Raw genomic sequence first — 15,633 nt, 5'->3', positions numbered from 1 at the left:
ATTTAAACAATATTTATAGTCACACTCCTTACTCTTTACCCGATGAATAAAACAAATAAACCTTGAATAAATCCAATCATACCTCCGAGCAAAGCCCCAAGATAGGTGATCATTTTAAATTCCCGTTTAGAGATCGTTAATACCAGTTCCTCTAAACGTTCTACAGAGAATGCCTCAACCTGCTCACGAACGATATCCTCTAAATTCAGCTTTTCTAACAGTCCTTCAAGGTGCAGGGCTAATAAATCAGAAACAGCATCGACAAGCTTTGGCACCCAATTGGTAACTAACGTGTCTTCAAATGGTTCACTCCAGTCACAAAGCGGCTGGTCTACCCATTGATAAAACGGGACATTTTTCTCTAAAGCGGTCGTCATATACTCAATAATATCTTCTTTGTTTAGTTGATCTTCTATGAGTGATACATCTTTTTGTTTTAGTTTCGCCCACTCTTTTTCTAAAATCTCTTCAACCATTCTCTTTGTACCATCATCTCGCATAAACTTCATTAGTTCAGGCTGGAGCTTATCAACGAGCCTCTCATTGCCAAGAAACATTGAAATCATATTTCCTAATGTCCCCTTATTTAAAAGAAAACGGTCAATCATCTTGCTTAGACGCTCCTTGCCTTCTTCACTGCTAAAAAGAGCTTGTCCTCTCTCTAACAAGAAGTCCGCAATTACGGGTACACTATGGTCAATTTTTTCATTAACCCCTCTTGGAAGCACCTCACTGATCTGCTTATAACGGTTCTCTTGAAAGAAACGATCATAGCTTTTTTCAATCAAGCCTTCCGTTTTTTGAAGCAGTGTCTGTTTCGGCTCTTTCACACCAAGTTTATCTTCTAGAAGCTCTCCTATCGTTAGTTCACTTCTAAGCAGCTTCAACAGTTCCGTCGATAACCAGTCATTCATCGCTTTTACAAACGCTGTACTCTTTAGTTTCTTACCTAATCCTTCTGCTGTGAGTAAATAATGTACAACCATGTGGCCAAGCTGTGTTGCTAGCTCTTGATGGCGTTTCGGAATGAGTCCTGGAGTAAAAGGAACTCTCCACTTCCCAATTCTTTTTTCAGTATAAGGTCTAAATAACATTTTAATAGCAAGTGAATTTGTTGCACCGCCAATAACGGCTCCTATGATTACCATAAATCCAATAAACCATGCTGTATCCAACAGCTGTCACCCTTTCTATCAATCACCATATAGGCGCATATCACATAGTATACGATATCACGCTCTCCATACGCTAGTTCCATATATATTCGGAAGCTAAAATCGTTGCTTTCTTTTTATGATTTTTCTTTTTGTGGCTTTCTTTTTATTCAACAGAAAAGGAGGAAGTGCGTTGAAGATCATTACCATCAATTATCATAATTGGGAAAAGTACCGGCGTCCGCTCATACGTTTTACAAAACGGTACGACAAGGCACCTAAGCAGCCAATCCACTCATATGTATTTCATCTAAAGAAACACCATATCGAAGAAGCTGGGAATTCCATTAAAATTGCTCTTTGGGAAGGGAAAATCATTGCTTGTTCTGTAGTCGTTAATTTTGGAACCAAACTCTCAGCAGTTTTACTTGCTCCAAAGTATAAACACACTCATATACAAAGAAGCCTTATAGAATCATCTATGCAGGATCTCGGTGTGATGTACAAAAAAATCAAATACAATGACGAAGCCGGAATCAAGATGGCCTTACAATCAGGACTTGTTTGTTTTACCTATATCCACGAATCTGATGGGCAGGTTTACTTATGGTTTGGAGGCGGGCATTGGCATTCGGATGATATTTCGGAAAAGGAAGCCTAACACAACACTCCCGGACATGATATAGTTATTGTAAACGCTTAAACTATATGCAGCATGTTAGGGGGCAGCAAATTGATTTCTCATTTTCAATGGAAGGAACTTCGAAATAATTTAGTACGCAGAGAATGGGCCTTTTCTTTTTTTTACGCGGGATCGTACTTAACTGGTACGTACCATAAGGATGGCTCAATTGATTGGAATCATCCAGTGCCAACTGAGGACAAGAAAAAGGAGCTTGAACCCAAAGTCCATGACTTGATGTTATATCATGTATACGAAGAGCATTAATGCATAGATTTATTCGTAATCATCCATCCTATAGGTAAAGGAGGGGTGAGCGATGTCAGATAAGAAAAAGGAAAACAAGTATAGTTCTTCTACTGGTTCATCTAATGAAGGAAGAGACGAGTTTTTTATGGATATCGACCGGATGATTAATGAGGGGCTTGGCGGCGGTGTCGTAAATGAACATCACGCAGGAACCATTGAAGAAGCAAGAGATCTTGAAAGAGAAGATCGACCAAATGAAAATAAATAACAACATGTATTAAATCCTTCTCGTGTTATATGCAGAAGGATTTTTGTTTTGGCAGATTTGTTTCTGTCATTCTCCATTGTTTGTTATACTCTGTAAAAACAGTGTATATGAGAGGTGCTTAGTAACTGTGAATGAAAAAATCAAACGATTATTTGAAAAAGCCATTGTTCCAGCCCATATCACTCCTCCACATCCAGAAGTTTTATGGCTGATTGATGATTCAGCTTCCCTTCTTGGTTTTTGGCGGGATCAGTTAAATGAAAAAGAGACAGCATTATTAACGTATTTTTATAAAGAGTATCAGCACACCCCAAAAGCCGTCACATATACAGACAAAGAATGGCGGGCGTGGCTGCTTGAATCAGATGTGAGGCAGCCAAACATAGAGAGGCCTGTCCGGCTTATTCATTTTCATTTAAGCGAATCAATTGATGATTACGAAGCCCTTAGCTCTACCTGGCAGGAGGCATTTCCGCATGTAATAACGATAGTCTGGGTGCATCAACAATATGGAGTCGTTGTATTAGAGTCAATAGATGGATACGGGGATGAGATGGATATAGAGAGCTTTGCTGAAGCGATCTCAATGGATTTTTATCTTGATTTATATACCTTGATTGGGATTGAATCCACAGTCGAGAATTCTAGGGAGTCCTTCTTATTTCAACATGAGCTATTTCAATACCTTTTATCTAAAAGCCACCCTAAACACGTTTATAAAGAACAAGAGGTGCTGCTTTTGTATTTAATGAGGAATTCAACTGGTAAGGAAATGGATCGTATCATCCAACGCTTGATTTCTGTGGAACTGCTTAATGATAAGGAGCTGCTTACAACGGTTGGGACGTACTTCAGCCATAATCTTAATACTACACAAGCAGCGAAAGCCTTACATATGCACAGAAATAGTTTGCAATACCGGATTGATAAATTTGTAGATCGGACTGGTATTGATATAAAACAATTCTCAGATGCAGCTCTCGTCTATATGCTTCTCCTTCATTATCAACATGATTAATCGTCAATGTGCACAAACGATGACTGAAAGCTTGTGCACACTGACCATAGCTCTGCTTGTGTGAAAGGGGTTACAATAACAGCACGAACACATGAGGGGGATTTAAAATGGCAGATATTCAATTAAAAAACATATATAAAATTTATGATGGTGATGTGACTGCAGTAACTGATTTTAATCTTGACATTAAAGATAAAGAGTTTATTGTTTTTGTTGGGCCATCTGGTTGTGGTAAATCAACGACACTACGTATGATTGCAGGGCTTGAGGATATCTCAAAAGGTGATTTATACATCGGCGACCGCCGCGTTAATGATGTAGCACCAAAAGATCGTGATATTGCGATGGTATTCCAAAACTACGCTCTATACCCGCATATGAATGTATACGAAAACATGGCTTTCGGTTTAAAGCTTCGTAAATTTAAAAAAGATGAAATTGACCGTCGCGTGAGAGATGCTGCAAAAATTCTAGGCCTTGAAGCGATGTTAGATCGTAAACCAAAAGCAATGTCTGGGGGTCAGCGTCAACGTGTTGCCCTAGGCCGTGCAATCGTTCGTGATCCTCAAGTATTCTTAATGGATGAGCCATTATCAAACTTAGATGCGAAATTACGTGTACAAATGCGTGCTGAGATCACTAAACTACACAAGCGTTTGCAAACAACAACGATTTACGTAACGCACGACCAAACAGAAGCGATGACGATGGCTAGTCGCATTGTTATTATGAAAGATGGATTTATTCAGCAAGTAGGTACACCTAAAGACGTATATGATAACCCAGAGAATGTTTTCGTTGGTGGATTTATTGGTTCTCCTTCGATGAACTTTATCACTGGAAAAATTGAAGGCGATTATTTTAAAGTTGGTGATGTAACCGTTAAAGTACCAGCTGGCAAGTTGTCTGTTCTTCGTGATAAAGGATACATGAACAAAGAGATTATTTTAGGCGTTCGTCCAGAAGATATTCATGATGAACTTCTGTTTATCGAATCATCACCGGAAACAAAATTAACAGCTGAAATCGATGTAGCCGAGCTGACAGGTGCAGAAACCGTTCTTTATTCTTCTGTTAATGGCCAAGCATTTGTTGCTAGAATTGATTCACGTACAGATATAGAAGGCGGTCAGTCACTAGATCTTGCCTTTGATATGAACAAAGCTCACTTCTTTGATGCAGAAACTGAATTACGTATCCGTCCATAAAACAAATAGAAGCGGCTTTCTCAATACGAGATAAGTCGCTTCTTACGTGTTGTAGTCAACTTCTATAAATGAATAAGTGTAGGATGTTCGGCAACTTTCACATCCTACATAATGCGTGCAGCCTTCACTCTCAGTTTGAGTTGATTGAGTTTGAATCGATTGAGCGCTTGTTACATCATACTCTTCATAAGCACTATAATCATCTTGATAATCGGAGGTGCGACCATAAATGGTTACATTTTGTCCACAATATTCACATGTGATATGAAGTGTAGTAAGGCCATTACATGCCGGACACATGCTCATTAGAACCCGTCCTTCCAATAAATAAGAGGTGAGCGAACCCACCTCTTAAGCCATTATATTTAATTACTTTTGGTAACCACCCATTTGTTGTTCAGCCATTTGAACTAAACGCTTAGTGATTTCACCACCTACAGATCCGTTAGCACGAGCTGTAGCATCAGGTCCTAATTGTACACCAAACTCAGAAGCGATTTCATATTTCATTTGATCAAGTGCTTGTTGTACGCCAGGTACTACAAGTTGATTTGAGCTGTTGTTGTTAGCCATGTGTCTCACCTCCTCCTTGTGTAATCATAGTTTGGTTTTTTTCCTGCTGCTTATGTACAAGAATACAAATAATTTTATTGGTAATTAGAGGGAAAAACTTGTCCAAGTAAAAAGCAGATAAGACGATTGTCTTATCTGCTTGTTTTTATAAATTCACATTTTCTTTTACCTGCTCGATCTCACGTAAAACTTGAGGATTCTCTAGAGCAGATAAATCTCCTGTTTCTAATCCTAAATAAGCGGCCTTAATTGCCCTTCGCATTACTTTTGCATTTCTTGTTTTCGGCAGGTCACTGACAAAGTATAGATTTTTTGGCTTAAGCGCCTTTCCTAGCTTTTCAGCAACTAGACTTAACAACTCTTTTTTTAGTGCCTCACTAGGTTCCTTTGATTGATTTAGAACAGCAAAGCAAATCGCAGCTTCTCCTTTTACTTCATCAGGAATTCCGATTGTACCTGCTTCCTTCACTGCCTCATGACCGACGAGAACTGATTCTACTTCAGCAGGACCTAAGCGTTTGCCGGCAACATTTAAAATATCATCCGATCGGCCGGTAATCGTCCATTGCCCCTCCGTATCTTTAATCACCCAGTCTCCGTGTACCCACGTTTGCTCGAATCGGCTCCAGTAGGTGTTTAAATAACGTTCCGAGTCACCCCAGAATCCCTTTGTCATCCCTACCCACGGCTTTTTAATTACGAGTTCGCCTACTTCATTTTCAACAGGCTTTCCGGTTGGGTCAAATACATCTGCTGCCATTCCGGGTAACGGAGAGTTAAAAGTGATTGGTCCTATTGGTCTGACGAGTACATTCCCTAAGATCCCACCGGCAATTTCTGTGCCGCCAGAATAATTAAAAATAGGGATTTGTTTTTTACCGACATTCTGAAAAAGCCACATCCACGGCTCAGGATTCCACGGTTCACCTGTTGATCCTACTACACGCAGTGTATCTAAGGAATGCTTATTGACCCACTCGTCGCCTTGCGTCATTAAAGATCGTATTAACGTAGGTGAAATACCAAGATGGCTGACGTTATGCTTCGCCACAAGTTCCCATATACGGTCGGGATTTGGGTAATCAGGTGTACCTTCATATAACAGAATTGTAGCTCCATTAACTAAACCACCGTAAACAAGAAAAGGTCCCATCATCCAGCCCATATCGGTATACCAGAAAAGAACATCTTCTCTTTTTACATCCATCCCAATTCCAGCGTCAAATGCCGCTTTAATCGGGAAGCCGCTATGTGTATGCACTGCCCCTTTTGGCTTACCGGTTGTCCCTGACGTATATAAAAGCATAAGAGGTTCTTGGCTGTCCATCCGTTCTGTCTGCTCATATTTCTCAGAGTTACGCATTTCCTGCCAATCAACATCCCGTTCATCATTCCACATAGTATCGGCATTCAGACGGCTGATGACGATCACTTTTTCCACGGTGGGAGATAAGTCAGCCGCACGGTCAGCTTCTTCCTTCATCATCACAGTCTTCCCACGTCTTAAAAATCCATCTGCTGTAATAAGAGCTTTAGCCTCTCCCGCATTAAGCCTAGTTGCCACTGCTTCTGCGCCATAGCCTGAAAATACCGGGGCGAACACTGCACCAATCTTTGAAGCAGCCATCATCGCAATCACCGTTTCTGGCAGCATAGGCATATAGATTCCAACAACATCGCCCTTTTTCAGGCCCAGCTTGCGGAAGCCTCCTGCTACACGGTCCACTTCCTCTTGCATTTCTATATATGTAAAGGATCTAACTGCCCCGTCTTCGCCTTCCCAAACAAGCGCTTTTTTATCTTTCATGGAAGGATCTTCTGCCCATTTTCCAATGGAGAGATGAGATGCATTTAAGGTACCTTCTTCAAACCAAATCGGCCATTCTATGCCGTTTGCATCATTCAATGATTTGGTATAGGGCTCATACCAAGGAATTTCTAATTCTTTTTCTGCTTCATGCCAAAACCATGCTACGTCTTCAACCGTTTTATTGAAAAACGTATCATAATCGCTGTATCCTAATTTGTTCATCCATTGATAAAGTCGTGTTGACTCAATATATTCTTTCGTTGGATGCCAGACAGTCTCACTCATCGTTTTTCCCCCTCACATTTTGAAAAAGAGACCAGGATCAAAGTGTGGTATGAATTTAGAACTAAATGATAGAAAGAGCATATAAGCCGCTGCTGAATCATGCTAGAAGAAAAAGTATCCCGCTTTTACTAGTTGTTGATATCCGCTGCAGGCAATAGCTTTCCGCGGGCGGTCCGGCTCGTCGCTTTGCTCCTGTGGGGTCTCCCATGGCCACGCACATCCCGCAGGAGTCGATTACCTTCCGCTCCAATCAACGGAGCGAGGAGGAAATTGAGTACTTCTAACAAGAGTCTCATTGTCAATCCTCCATAGCAAAAAGCAAAAGTGAGTCCTCCAAATATGTTAATCAGACTCCAGTGCAATAAAGTAAACAGCCGCTATATACACGGTTCATTTTTTTCTCATTTGTTAAAACACGGTGACCCCAAGTCTCTTCTTGTTAAAAGTTATACTGGGTAAACTGGGTGCTTGCGGTGTGTGAAGTCTAATTCCTTTGTACGGTAGGCTTCAAGGCGTGTCACGAGCTCTTTACGCAGGTCGTTTCCTTGAACGATGCCATCAATGACCATTTCAGAAGCTAAGCGATACACATCAATATTTTCCTTATATTCATTACGCTTCTCTTCAACAAATGCTGGTCTTTCCTCTTCTGGCAGCTCTGAGATTTTCTTAGCATATACTGCATTAACAGCCGCCTCAGGTCCCATTACAGCAATTTGAGCATTAGGCAAGGCTAAGCAGCAATCTGGTTCAAATGCAGGGCCAGCCATCGCATAAAGACCTGCACCGTATGCTTTTCTCACAATAATCGAGATCTTTGGCACCGTTGCTTCTGACATTGCAGAAATCATTTTAGCGCCGTGGCGAATAATACCGGCTCGCTCTACCTTCGTTCCGATCATAAAGCCTGGAATATCCGCTAAGAAAACGAGCGGGATATGATAGGCATCACATAAGTTGATGAATTTTGCAGCTTTATCAGCAGAATCGTGGAATAACACCCCGCCTTTGGCACGCGGCTGATTGGCAATAATTCCTACAGGTTTCCCGTCCATACGTGCAAGCCCTGTGATGAGCTCCGGTGCGAAAAGCTTTTTAATTTCAAAGAAAGAGCCTTCATCAATTACACGCTCAATTAAATCATGCATATTAAATGGCGCGTTTTGATTTTTAGGAATGATTTCATCAATACTTTTTTCAAACTCTTTAGGCGCAGCTGGTGTGGTCTCAGGGGGCAGTTCACCATAATTTGCTGGGAAGTAGGACAAGTATTCACGAGCCATAGAGATCGCTTCTTCTTCTGATTTTGCAAGTACATCTCCACACCCGGAAACCGAGCAATGCATTTTCGCTCCGCCCATCTCCTCAAGTGATACTTTCTCCCCAATGACCATCTCAGCCATTCGCGGAGAACCTAGATACATTGAGGCATTGCCGTCTACCATAATGACAATGTCACAGAATGCAGGGATGTACGCACCGCCAGCAGCCGAAGGGCCGAATAATAAGCAAATTTGCGGCACACGCCCAGATAGTTTCACCTGGTTATAGAAAATGCGCCCTGCTCCTCTGCGGCCTGGGAACATTTCTACTTGATCTGTAATACGCGCTCCGGCTGAGTCCACTAAATAAAGCATTGGTACATTCAATTTTTCAGCCGTTTCTTGAATGCGGATAATTTTCTCAACCGTCCTTGCTCCCCAAGATCCTGCTTTAATCGTTGAATCATTAGCCATCACACAAACCGTTTGTCCATGAATCTTGCCTATTGCTGTAACGACCCCATCTGCCGGCAGACCTTCTGCTTGGCAATTAGCAAATAAGCCATCTTCAAGTTCTACTCCTTCATCGAATAATTGCTCAAGACGCTCTCGTACAAATAATTTACCCTTTTCCGCATTGCTTGCGTGGTATTTCTCAGCCCCACCCTTTTTGATCTTCTCAACACGTTCTTGTAATACTTGTTCAAATGACATCTAAACGCCTCCTATTCTCCTCTGTAGTTCGGTTTGCGCTTTTCTTTAAACGCTTGCAGACCTTCAAGCCGGTCTTTTGTTGGAATCGTTTGTTCATAAGCTAACTTCTCAATCTCAAGTCCTGTGGCAAGATCTACCTGCATTCCAGCCTGGATGGCACGCTTAGCCTGTCTTAGCGCGATTGGTCCATTTGAAGCCATCTTACCGGCAAGCTCATAAGCACTTCTTAAAAGTGTATGTGCCTCTTCGACTCTTTCGACAAGGCCAATTTGCTTCGCCTCATCTGCATCAATTCGAGCTGCGCTGTAGATCAGTTCTTTTGCTTTCCCAATACCAATCAGCCTTGGCAGACGCTGCGTTCCTCCCGCTCCGGGAATAATCGCTAAAGCTGTTTCTGTTAAACCATATAAGGCGCCTGTTTTAGCGATACGGATATCACAGCTTAATGCGAGCTCAAGTCCGCCGCCAAATGCGCCCCCATTCATGGCTGCAATCGTCGGCTGCGGCAGTGTTTCTACTTTATCCATCAGGGTGCGAATGAGTGTAACTGTCCGCTTTACTTCGGTTGGGTTCATTCCAGCACGTTCTTTTAGGTCAGCCCCTGCACAGAAGACTTTTTCTCCTGCACCAGTGATCACAACCACTCGTACCTTCTCATCAAATGCCAATTCATCCAAATGCGCATGAAATTGCTTTAACATGTCTACTGAAAGAGCATTTGCAGCGTTCGGACGGTTTAGTGTCAGAAGCGCAACGCCCTCTTCATTCTTTTCAAGTAAAACGAGTGAGTCCATTACACACCCTCCTTACAATCGCTCGCAAGTCTAGCTTGGAGATTATGACTAGGCAGAGGGCGGCCTACTTTTTTATGAATAAACTCTGCACTATCTACTAACTGTTCGAGCGAAACCCCTGTTTCCACACCCAGTCCGTTAAACAAGTAAAGCATATCTTCAGTCGCCACATTTCCCGCAGCTCCCGGGGCATACGGACATCCCCCTAACCCGCCTGCTGCCCCGTCAAAACGGCGAACTCCTAGTTGATAGGCTTGATACACATTAGCGAGTGCGGTTCCCCTCGTATCATGGACATGAAGGGCCAGTCTTTCAATGGGAATAATGCCTTTCAAAGCGAGCAGTACTTCTTCGATTTGATTAGGCGTCGCGACACCAATCGTATCTCCTAGCGATAGTTCATCAATACCCATTTCCATTAATTTCTCTGAAGTATGTACTACTTGATCAATAGAAACCTTGCCTTCATAAGGACAGCCAAAAACAGTGGATACATAGCCCCTTACTGACTTCCCTGCACTCTTTGCTTGTTGTACCACTTCTTTTAAGACAGGGAATGTCGCATCCATTGATTTATTAATATTTTTTCTGTTATGGGTATCACTCGCTGACATAAAGACACTGACTTCATCAATATCAGCTTCGAGGGCACCTTCTAGGCCTCGTTGATTAGGCACAAGTGCTGCATACGTCACACCAGGCTTACGTTCAATTTGCTTTGCCACATCCAGGCAGTCTGCTAATGCAGGGATCCATTTCGGATTTACAAATGACGTCACTTCAATATAAGAAAGACCTGTTTTGGATAACTGATTAATCCATGCTATTTTGTCCTCTGTTCGAATCATCTGCTTTTCATTTTGAAGACCGTCCCTTGGTCCAACTTCACGTATCAATACTTTATCCTGAAGCACATAAATCCTCCTTTATCGAATGCTGATTCATGTAGCACTTTGAGTTTATTCCAATATGGAGGAAGCTGAAGCGTAACGCTTCAGCTAACCTAGATTTGTTTATTCAAGCTCAAGCAGAACTTCACCTTCATCCACAAATTCTCCTTCAGGCTTATGAATGACGGTCACCGTACCAGATGCTTCACTAGCAACAGGAATCTCCATTTTCATTGATTCTAAAATGGCTACATCTTGGCCTTCTTCTACTTTGTCGCCTTCTTTCACTAACATCTTCCATACATTCCCTGCCATATTCGTTGTTACTTTCGTCATGATCGTTTTCCTCCTTGGGCTGGTTGTAAATTTTCTTCCACAAATGCTGTAGTCGCTTCCCCGCGCTTAAATACTGGGTGAGCGATCACTTCTTTTAACATAGAAATATTCGTCTTAATGCCTTCAATTGAGTATTCTTCAAGAGCTGCTTGCAGTCTCTCAATGGCCTCATCTCTTGTATCAGCTCTCACGACAAGCTTTGCAATCATCGGATCATAAAAAGGAGTCACTACTGAACCAGCGCTCACCGGACATTCATGGCGGATATACGGTGCTTCTGGCAAGTTAATCTCTTTAATTGTTCCTGGTGATGGGAAGAAAGTTTTCGGATCTTCAGCATAAATGCGGACCTCAATTGCGTGTCCCTCTAGCTTCACTTCCTCTTGAGTGAAATCAAGTTCTTCTCCGTAAGCAACCTTTAACTGCCATTCCACCAAGTCAAGTCCTGAAATCTCTTCTGTGACCGGATGCTCCACTTGAAGTCTTGTATTCATTTCTAAAAAATAAAACTCTTTATTTTCATCTACAAGACATTCAATTGTACCAGCATTGGCATAACCAATCGCCTTAGCAGCTGTCACAGCCATTTCCCCCATTTGTCTGCGTGTTTCTTCATCTAAAAACGGGGAAGGGGCTTCCTCTACAACTTTTTGATGACGTCGTTGAACGGAACAGTCACGCTCCCAAATATAAACCGTGTTACCTTTTTGGTCGGCTAATACTTGAATTTCAATATGGCGCGGGTTTGCAATATACTTCTCAACAAACATTGCACCGTCCCCAAAGAACGATTGAGCTCTCGTTTGGTTACCTGCAAATGCTTTGCGGCATTCTCCCTCATTTCGAACAATCTGCATACCGATTCCTCCGCCGCCAGCAGACGCTTTTAGCATGACAGGATATCCGATGTTATTTGCTACCTCTACAGCTTCATCCACATCTCTTAAAGCATGTTCAATTCCAGGTACAACAGGCACACCGGCTGCTTCCATTGCTTTTCTTGCTTCGATCTTGCTTCCCATCTTCGCGATCACTTCAGGAGAAGGTCCAATAAAAACAAGTCCTTCCTCTACACACCGTTTAGCAAACTCACTGTTTTCTGACAGGAGACCGTATCCAGGGTGGACAGCTTCTGCTCCGCTTTTTTTCGCTACTTCTATAATCTTTTCTACTTGGAGATAACTCTCATTTACTCTCGGCTTACCTACTAGATAGGCTTCGTCTGCTAATTTGACGTGCAAAGCATTCTCATCGGCTTCAGAGTAAATAGCCACTGTTTTAACACCCATGCGCTGGCATGTTCGAATGACGCGCGCAGCAATTTCGCCTCTATTTGCAATTAATATTTTCGTAAACATCTTCTCACCTCATTGGGAGGCCGGATGAGCTTCGACATCATCCGGCCAATTTTGATAACGCTTACAATCTATTCATTGGTCACTCGGCTGAACGTCTCTTCTGCTTGCTGTCTTAATTTAAATTTTTGGATTTTGCCTGATGCCGTCATCGGATATTCATCGACAAATGCGATATAGCGAGGAATTTTATAAGCTGCGATCTTACCCATGCAGTCTTTACGTAATTCGTCAGCTGTTGTCGATTCTCCTTCTTTTAATTTAATCCAAGCAGAGACTTCTTCACCATATTTCTCATCAGGTATCCCTACAACTTGAACATCCAGCACTTTTGGATGCTGATAAAGAAATTCTTCAATTTCACGCGGATAGATATTTTCTCCGCCGCGAATGATCATATCTTTTAATCTGCCTGTAATACGGCAATAACCATTTTCATCCATCACAGCTAAATCACCCGTATGTAACCAGCCATCTTCAGTGATTGCTGCTTTAGTTGCTTCAGGATTTTTGTAATATCCCTTCATGACATGATAACCGCGTGTACATAACTCACCTTGAACGCCGCGAGGGACCTCATCATTCGTTCCTGGTTCGACAATCTTCACTTCTACATTAGGAAGAGCACGGCCAACTGATTCTACGCGGAGCATTAATGGATCATCAACGCGAGTTTGTGTAATAACTGGAGATGATTCTGTTTGGCCATACGCAATCGTAATCTCACTAGCACCCATTTTATCCACAACCGCTTTCATTACTTCAATTGGGCAATTAGATCCGGCCATAATCCCTGTACGTAAGCTAGACAGGTCATATGTGTCAAAATCAGGATCATTTAATTCGCCGATGAACATCGTTGGCACCCCGTGAAGCCCCGTACACTTTTCTTTTGAAACGGCTTCAAGCACAGCCTTTGGACTGAATTCTTCCACAGGTACCATCGTAGCACCGACAGAAACACATGCCATTGTTCCAAGTACGCACCCAAAACAATGGAAGAAAGGGACTGGAATACATAGGCGATCTTTATTCGTTAAATTCATGCAGCCGGCAATATTAACTGCATTATTAGCTAGATTATAATGCGTCAGCATAACCCCTTTTGGAAAACCAGTTGTACCAGAGGTATACTGCATGTTAATCACATCATCTTTATCGAGGCTGTCCATACGGGCATCAAGCTCTGGATCTGTTACCTTTTTGCCTAGCTCAATTAAATCTCCCCATGTATACATACCAGGATAAGCCTCTTCGCCTAAGAAAATGATATTTTTTAATTTTGGAAGTTTGCTAGATTGCAAGTTTCCACGCTCAGCAAGCTTCAGTTCAGGTACAATTTTATAAAGCATCTCTATATAGGATGCATCACGGAATTGATCCATTAAAATAAGGGTCGTTGCATCAGATTGTTTCAGTAAGTACTCAAGCTCAGAGGTACGATAATTTGTGTTGACGGTAACTAATACAGCTCCCATCTTTCCTGTAGCAAATTGACTTGTGAGCCATTCTGGTTTATTAGTAGACCAGATCGCTACATGCTCCCCGCGTTCAATTCCGAGTGCCATAAGCCCTTTTGCAGCTTTGCGACATTCTTCATCAAATTGTTGATACGTATACCTTAACCCTCGGTCAGAATAAACAACCGCTTCATGATCAGGTTGTCTTTTTGCTACATCTTCTAACAGTTTTCCGATAGGTACTTGAATATCTGACATAATAATCCCCCTTATGTTTTAAGTGGATGAGCCTATACGTCAATCTTGTTAGCGGCAGCCTAGCTGTCTTGAAATAACGAGACGCTGAATCTCAGAAGTCCCTTCCCCAATTTCAAGTAATTTTGCATCACGCAGCATACGTTCTACTTCATATTCACGCATGTAACCATATCCCCCGTGAATTTGAATCGCCTGATTAGCAGTACGTGTAGCTGTTTCAGACGCATAAAGCTTAGCAAACGCAGCCTCTTTCCCAAAAGCACGATTTTGATCCTTTAACCACGCAGCCTTCATCACCATGTTTCGCGCCAATTCAATTTCCATGGCCATATCAGCAAGCTTAAATTGGATCGCTTGGAAGCTAGAGATCGTCTTTCCAAATTGCTTACGTTCTTTAGAATAAGCGAGCGCACGCTCAAATGCCGCTTGTGCAATACCTACTCCAAGAGCTGCAATGGAAATGCGGCCGCCATCTAATGTATAAAGAAATTGTTTAAACCCGCCTTGTGGGTCACCTAATAAATTCTCCTTCGGCACCCTGACATCCTCTAAAACTAGTTCACATGTATTAGAAGCTCGAACACCCATTTTTTCGTAATTGCTATTAATCGTGAATCCAGGCGAATCTGTTGGGACAATAAGAGCTGAGATAATGTTCTTCCCTCTATCGTCTTTTCCTGTTACTGCTGTTACAATCACGGTTCTTGCATAACTCGCATTCGTGATCCAGCATTTTTCGCCGTTAATCACATACTCATCACCGTCAAGAACAGCTTTTGTTTGTGTACCGCCTGCATCAGAACCCGCATTAGGCTCCGTTAACCCAAACGAACCTAGGGACTGTCCTTGTGCAAGGGGAGTAAGATGTTCTTTTTTCTGTTCCTCCGTTCCAAAATAATAAAGAGGACTTGCCCCTAGTGATACAGCCGCAGCGTAACTTAAACCTGTACCTCCGCATGCACGGCCAATTTCTTCTACAGCTAATGCATAAGAAACCGTATCTCCGCCTGAACCGCCATATTCTTCTGGGAATGGAATGCCTAAAAGTCCAAGTTCTCCAATTTTCTTAAAAATGTCCTCCGGAAACTCAGCGCTTGCATCTCTTTCCTCAGCACCTGGTGCAATTTCATTTTGTGCGAAATCTCGAACCATATCACGAATCATTTTCTGTTCTTTCGTTAAATCAAAGTTCATCGCATTTCCTCCTAGGTATAGAAATAAGTATATTCTGAGCGGTTGTTCAGAATTTAAGTAAATAAAACATACAAATGAAAGCGCATTCAAAAATTATGTCGACTTTTATACTAACCAGTCGGT

16 protein-coding genes are annotated in these 15,633 nt (G+C 42.1%); 5 read left to right on the top strand and 11 right to left on the bottom strand.

Features of this window, described 5'->3' with window-relative positions; all coding sequences use genetic code 11:
- Positions 1-35: 35 nt before the first annotated feature.
- Positions 36-1,175: a DUF445 domain-containing protein gene (locus PQ478_RS03735; protein WP_289235870.1), complete on the bottom strand. Its 1,140-nt coding sequence runs from the start codon at positions 1,173-1,175 to the stop codon at positions 36-38.
- 172 nt (positions 1,176-1,347) lie between these two features.
- Between PQ478_RS03735 and PQ478_RS03730 the strand changes: the two genes are divergently transcribed.
- From PQ478_RS03730 to PQ478_RS03710, 5 genes are all read left to right on the top strand, one after another.
- Positions 1,348-1,815: a hypothetical protein gene (locus PQ478_RS03730; protein WP_012957689.1), complete on the top strand. Its 468-nt coding sequence runs from the start codon at positions 1,348-1,350 to the stop codon at positions 1,813-1,815.
- A gap of 72 nt (positions 1,816-1,887) precedes the next feature.
- On the top strand, positions 1,888-2,103 hold the full coding sequence (locus PQ478_RS03725) for a YheE family protein (protein ID WP_251188934.1): 216 nt from the start codon (positions 1,888-1,890) through the stop codon (positions 2,101-2,103).
- A gap of 52 nt (positions 2,104-2,155) precedes the next feature.
- A complete protein-coding gene (locus tag PQ478_RS03720) occupies positions 2,156-2,353 on the top strand; it encodes a hypothetical protein (RefSeq protein ID WP_022626450.1) in 198 nt (65 codons plus the stop codon).
- Between the two features lie 127 nt (positions 2,354-2,480).
- Positions 2,481-3,371, top strand: a complete 891-nt coding sequence (locus PQ478_RS03715; protein WP_289235869.1) for a PucR family transcriptional regulator — start codon at positions 2,481-2,483, stop codon at positions 3,369-3,371.
- Positions 3,372-3,478: 107 nt separating this feature from the next.
- Complete coding sequence (locus tag PQ478_RS03710) at positions 3,479-4,579, top strand: ABC transporter ATP-binding protein (RefSeq protein ID WP_289235868.1); 1,101 nt, start codon at positions 3,479-3,481, stop codon at positions 4,577-4,579.
- A 42-nt stretch (positions 4,580-4,621) separates the two neighbouring features.
- On the opposite strand, the gene PQ478_RS03705 is transcribed toward PQ478_RS03710, so the two are convergent.
- The 10 genes from PQ478_RS03705 to PQ478_RS03660 all read right to left on the bottom strand — a co-directional run bounded on the left by PQ478_RS03705 (position 4,622) and on the right by PQ478_RS03660 (position 15,510).
- Entirely contained in the window at positions 4,622-4,885 is a 264-nt protein-coding gene (locus PQ478_RS03705) for a hypothetical protein (RefSeq protein ID WP_289235867.1), read from the bottom strand.
- Between the two features lie 63 nt (positions 4,886-4,948).
- Positions 4,949-5,152 (bottom strand): alpha/beta-type small acid-soluble spore protein, encoded by a 204-nt coding sequence (locus PQ478_RS03700; RefSeq protein ID WP_012957684.1) that lies wholly within the window; start codon positions 5,150-5,152, stop codon positions 4,949-4,951.
- Between the two features lie 145 nt (positions 5,153-5,297).
- Entirely contained in the window at positions 5,298-7,247 is a 1,950-nt protein-coding gene (locus PQ478_RS03695; RefSeq protein WP_289235866.1) for an AMP-binding protein, read from the bottom strand.
- A gap of 446 nt (positions 7,248-7,693) precedes the next feature.
- A complete protein-coding gene (locus tag PQ478_RS03690; RefSeq protein WP_075683162.1) occupies positions 7,694-9,223 on the bottom strand; it encodes an acyl-CoA carboxylase subunit beta in 1,530 nt (509 codons plus the stop codon).
- Between the two features lie 11 nt (positions 9,224-9,234).
- Positions 9,235-10,017, bottom strand: a complete 783-nt coding sequence (locus tag PQ478_RS03685; RefSeq protein WP_289235865.1) for an enoyl-CoA hydratase — start codon at positions 10,015-10,017, stop codon at positions 9,235-9,237.
- Positions 10,017-10,931: a hydroxymethylglutaryl-CoA lyase gene (locus PQ478_RS03680; RefSeq protein WP_289235864.1), complete on the bottom strand. Its 915-nt coding sequence runs from the start codon at positions 10,929-10,931 to the stop codon at positions 10,017-10,019. The genes PQ478_RS03685 and PQ478_RS03680 overlap by 1 nt, the downstream gene beginning before the upstream one ends.
- Positions 10,932-11,030: 99 nt before the next feature.
- A complete protein-coding gene (locus PQ478_RS03675; protein WP_012957678.1) occupies positions 11,031-11,243 on the bottom strand; it encodes an acetyl-CoA carboxylase biotin carboxyl carrier protein subunit in 213 nt (70 codons plus the stop codon).
- Complete coding sequence (locus PQ478_RS03670; protein WP_289235863.1) at positions 11,240-12,601, bottom strand: acetyl-CoA carboxylase biotin carboxylase subunit; 1,362 nt, start codon at positions 12,599-12,601, stop codon at positions 11,240-11,242. The genes PQ478_RS03675 and PQ478_RS03670 overlap by 4 nt, the downstream gene beginning before the upstream one ends.
- 68 nt (positions 12,602-12,669) lie before the next feature.
- On the bottom strand, positions 12,670-14,316 hold the full coding sequence (locus tag PQ478_RS03665) for an AMP-binding protein (protein ID WP_289235862.1): 1,647 nt from the start codon (positions 14,314-14,316) through the stop codon (positions 12,670-12,672).
- 48 nt (positions 14,317-14,364) lie between these two features.
- Positions 14,365-15,510: an acyl-CoA dehydrogenase gene (locus tag PQ478_RS03660; protein WP_289235861.1), complete on the bottom strand. Its 1,146-nt coding sequence runs from the start codon at positions 15,508-15,510 to the stop codon at positions 14,365-14,367.
- Positions 15,511-15,633 lie beyond the last annotated feature (123 nt).

It is taken from the genome of Alkalihalophilus pseudofirmus (assembly GCF_029094545.1).
In the GTDB taxonomy this organism is placed as follows: Bacteria; Bacillota; Bacilli; order Bacillales; family Bacillaceae_D; genus Alkalihalophilus; species Alkalihalophilus pseudofirmus.
The sequence above is the reverse complement of the archived record's forward strand: the minus strand, read 5'-3'. Positions and strand labels throughout refer to the sequence as shown.

Bases quoted from the DNA above. Each gene is read 5' to 3' on its own strand.
- PQ478_RS03685 (WP_289235865.1), bottom strand. From the start codon at position 10,017: ATGGACTCACTCGTTTTACTTGAAAAGAATGAAGAGGGCGTTGCGCTT.
- PQ478_RS03700 (WP_012957684.1), bottom strand. From the start codon at position 5,152: ATGGCTAACAACAACAGCTCAAATCAACTTGTAGTACCTGGCGTACAA.
- PQ478_RS03710 (WP_289235868.1), top strand. From the start codon at position 3,479: ATGGCAGATATTCAATTAAAAAACATATATAAAATTTATGATGGTGAT.
- PQ478_RS03720 (WP_022626450.1), top strand. From the start codon at position 2,156: ATGTCAGATAAGAAAAAGGAAAACAAGTATAGTTCTTCTACTGGTTCA.
- PQ478_RS03670 (WP_289235863.1), bottom strand. From the start codon at position 12,601: ATGTTTACGAAAATATTAATTGCAAATAGAGGCGAAATTGCTGCGCGC.
- PQ478_RS03675 (WP_012957678.1), bottom strand. From the start codon at position 11,243: ATGACGAAAGTAACAACGAATATGGCAGGGAATGTATGGAAGATGTTA.
- PQ478_RS03690 (WP_075683162.1), bottom strand. From the start codon at position 9,223: ATGTCATTTGAACAAGTATTACAAGAACGTGTTGAGAAGATCAAAAAG.
- PQ478_RS03665 (WP_289235862.1), bottom strand. From the start codon at position 14,316: ATGTCAGATATTCAAGTACCTATCGGAAAACTGTTAGAAGATGTAGCA.
- PQ478_RS03660 (WP_289235861.1), bottom strand. From the start codon at position 15,510: ATGAACTTTGATTTAACGAAAGAACAGAAAATGATTCGTGATATGGTT.
- PQ478_RS03695 (WP_289235866.1), bottom strand. From the start codon at position 7,247: ATGAGTGAGACTGTCTGGCATCCAACGAAAGAATATATTGAGTCAACA.
- PQ478_RS03705 (WP_289235867.1), bottom strand. From the start codon at position 4,885: ATGAGCATGTGTCCGGCATGTAATGGCCTTACTACACTTCATATCACA.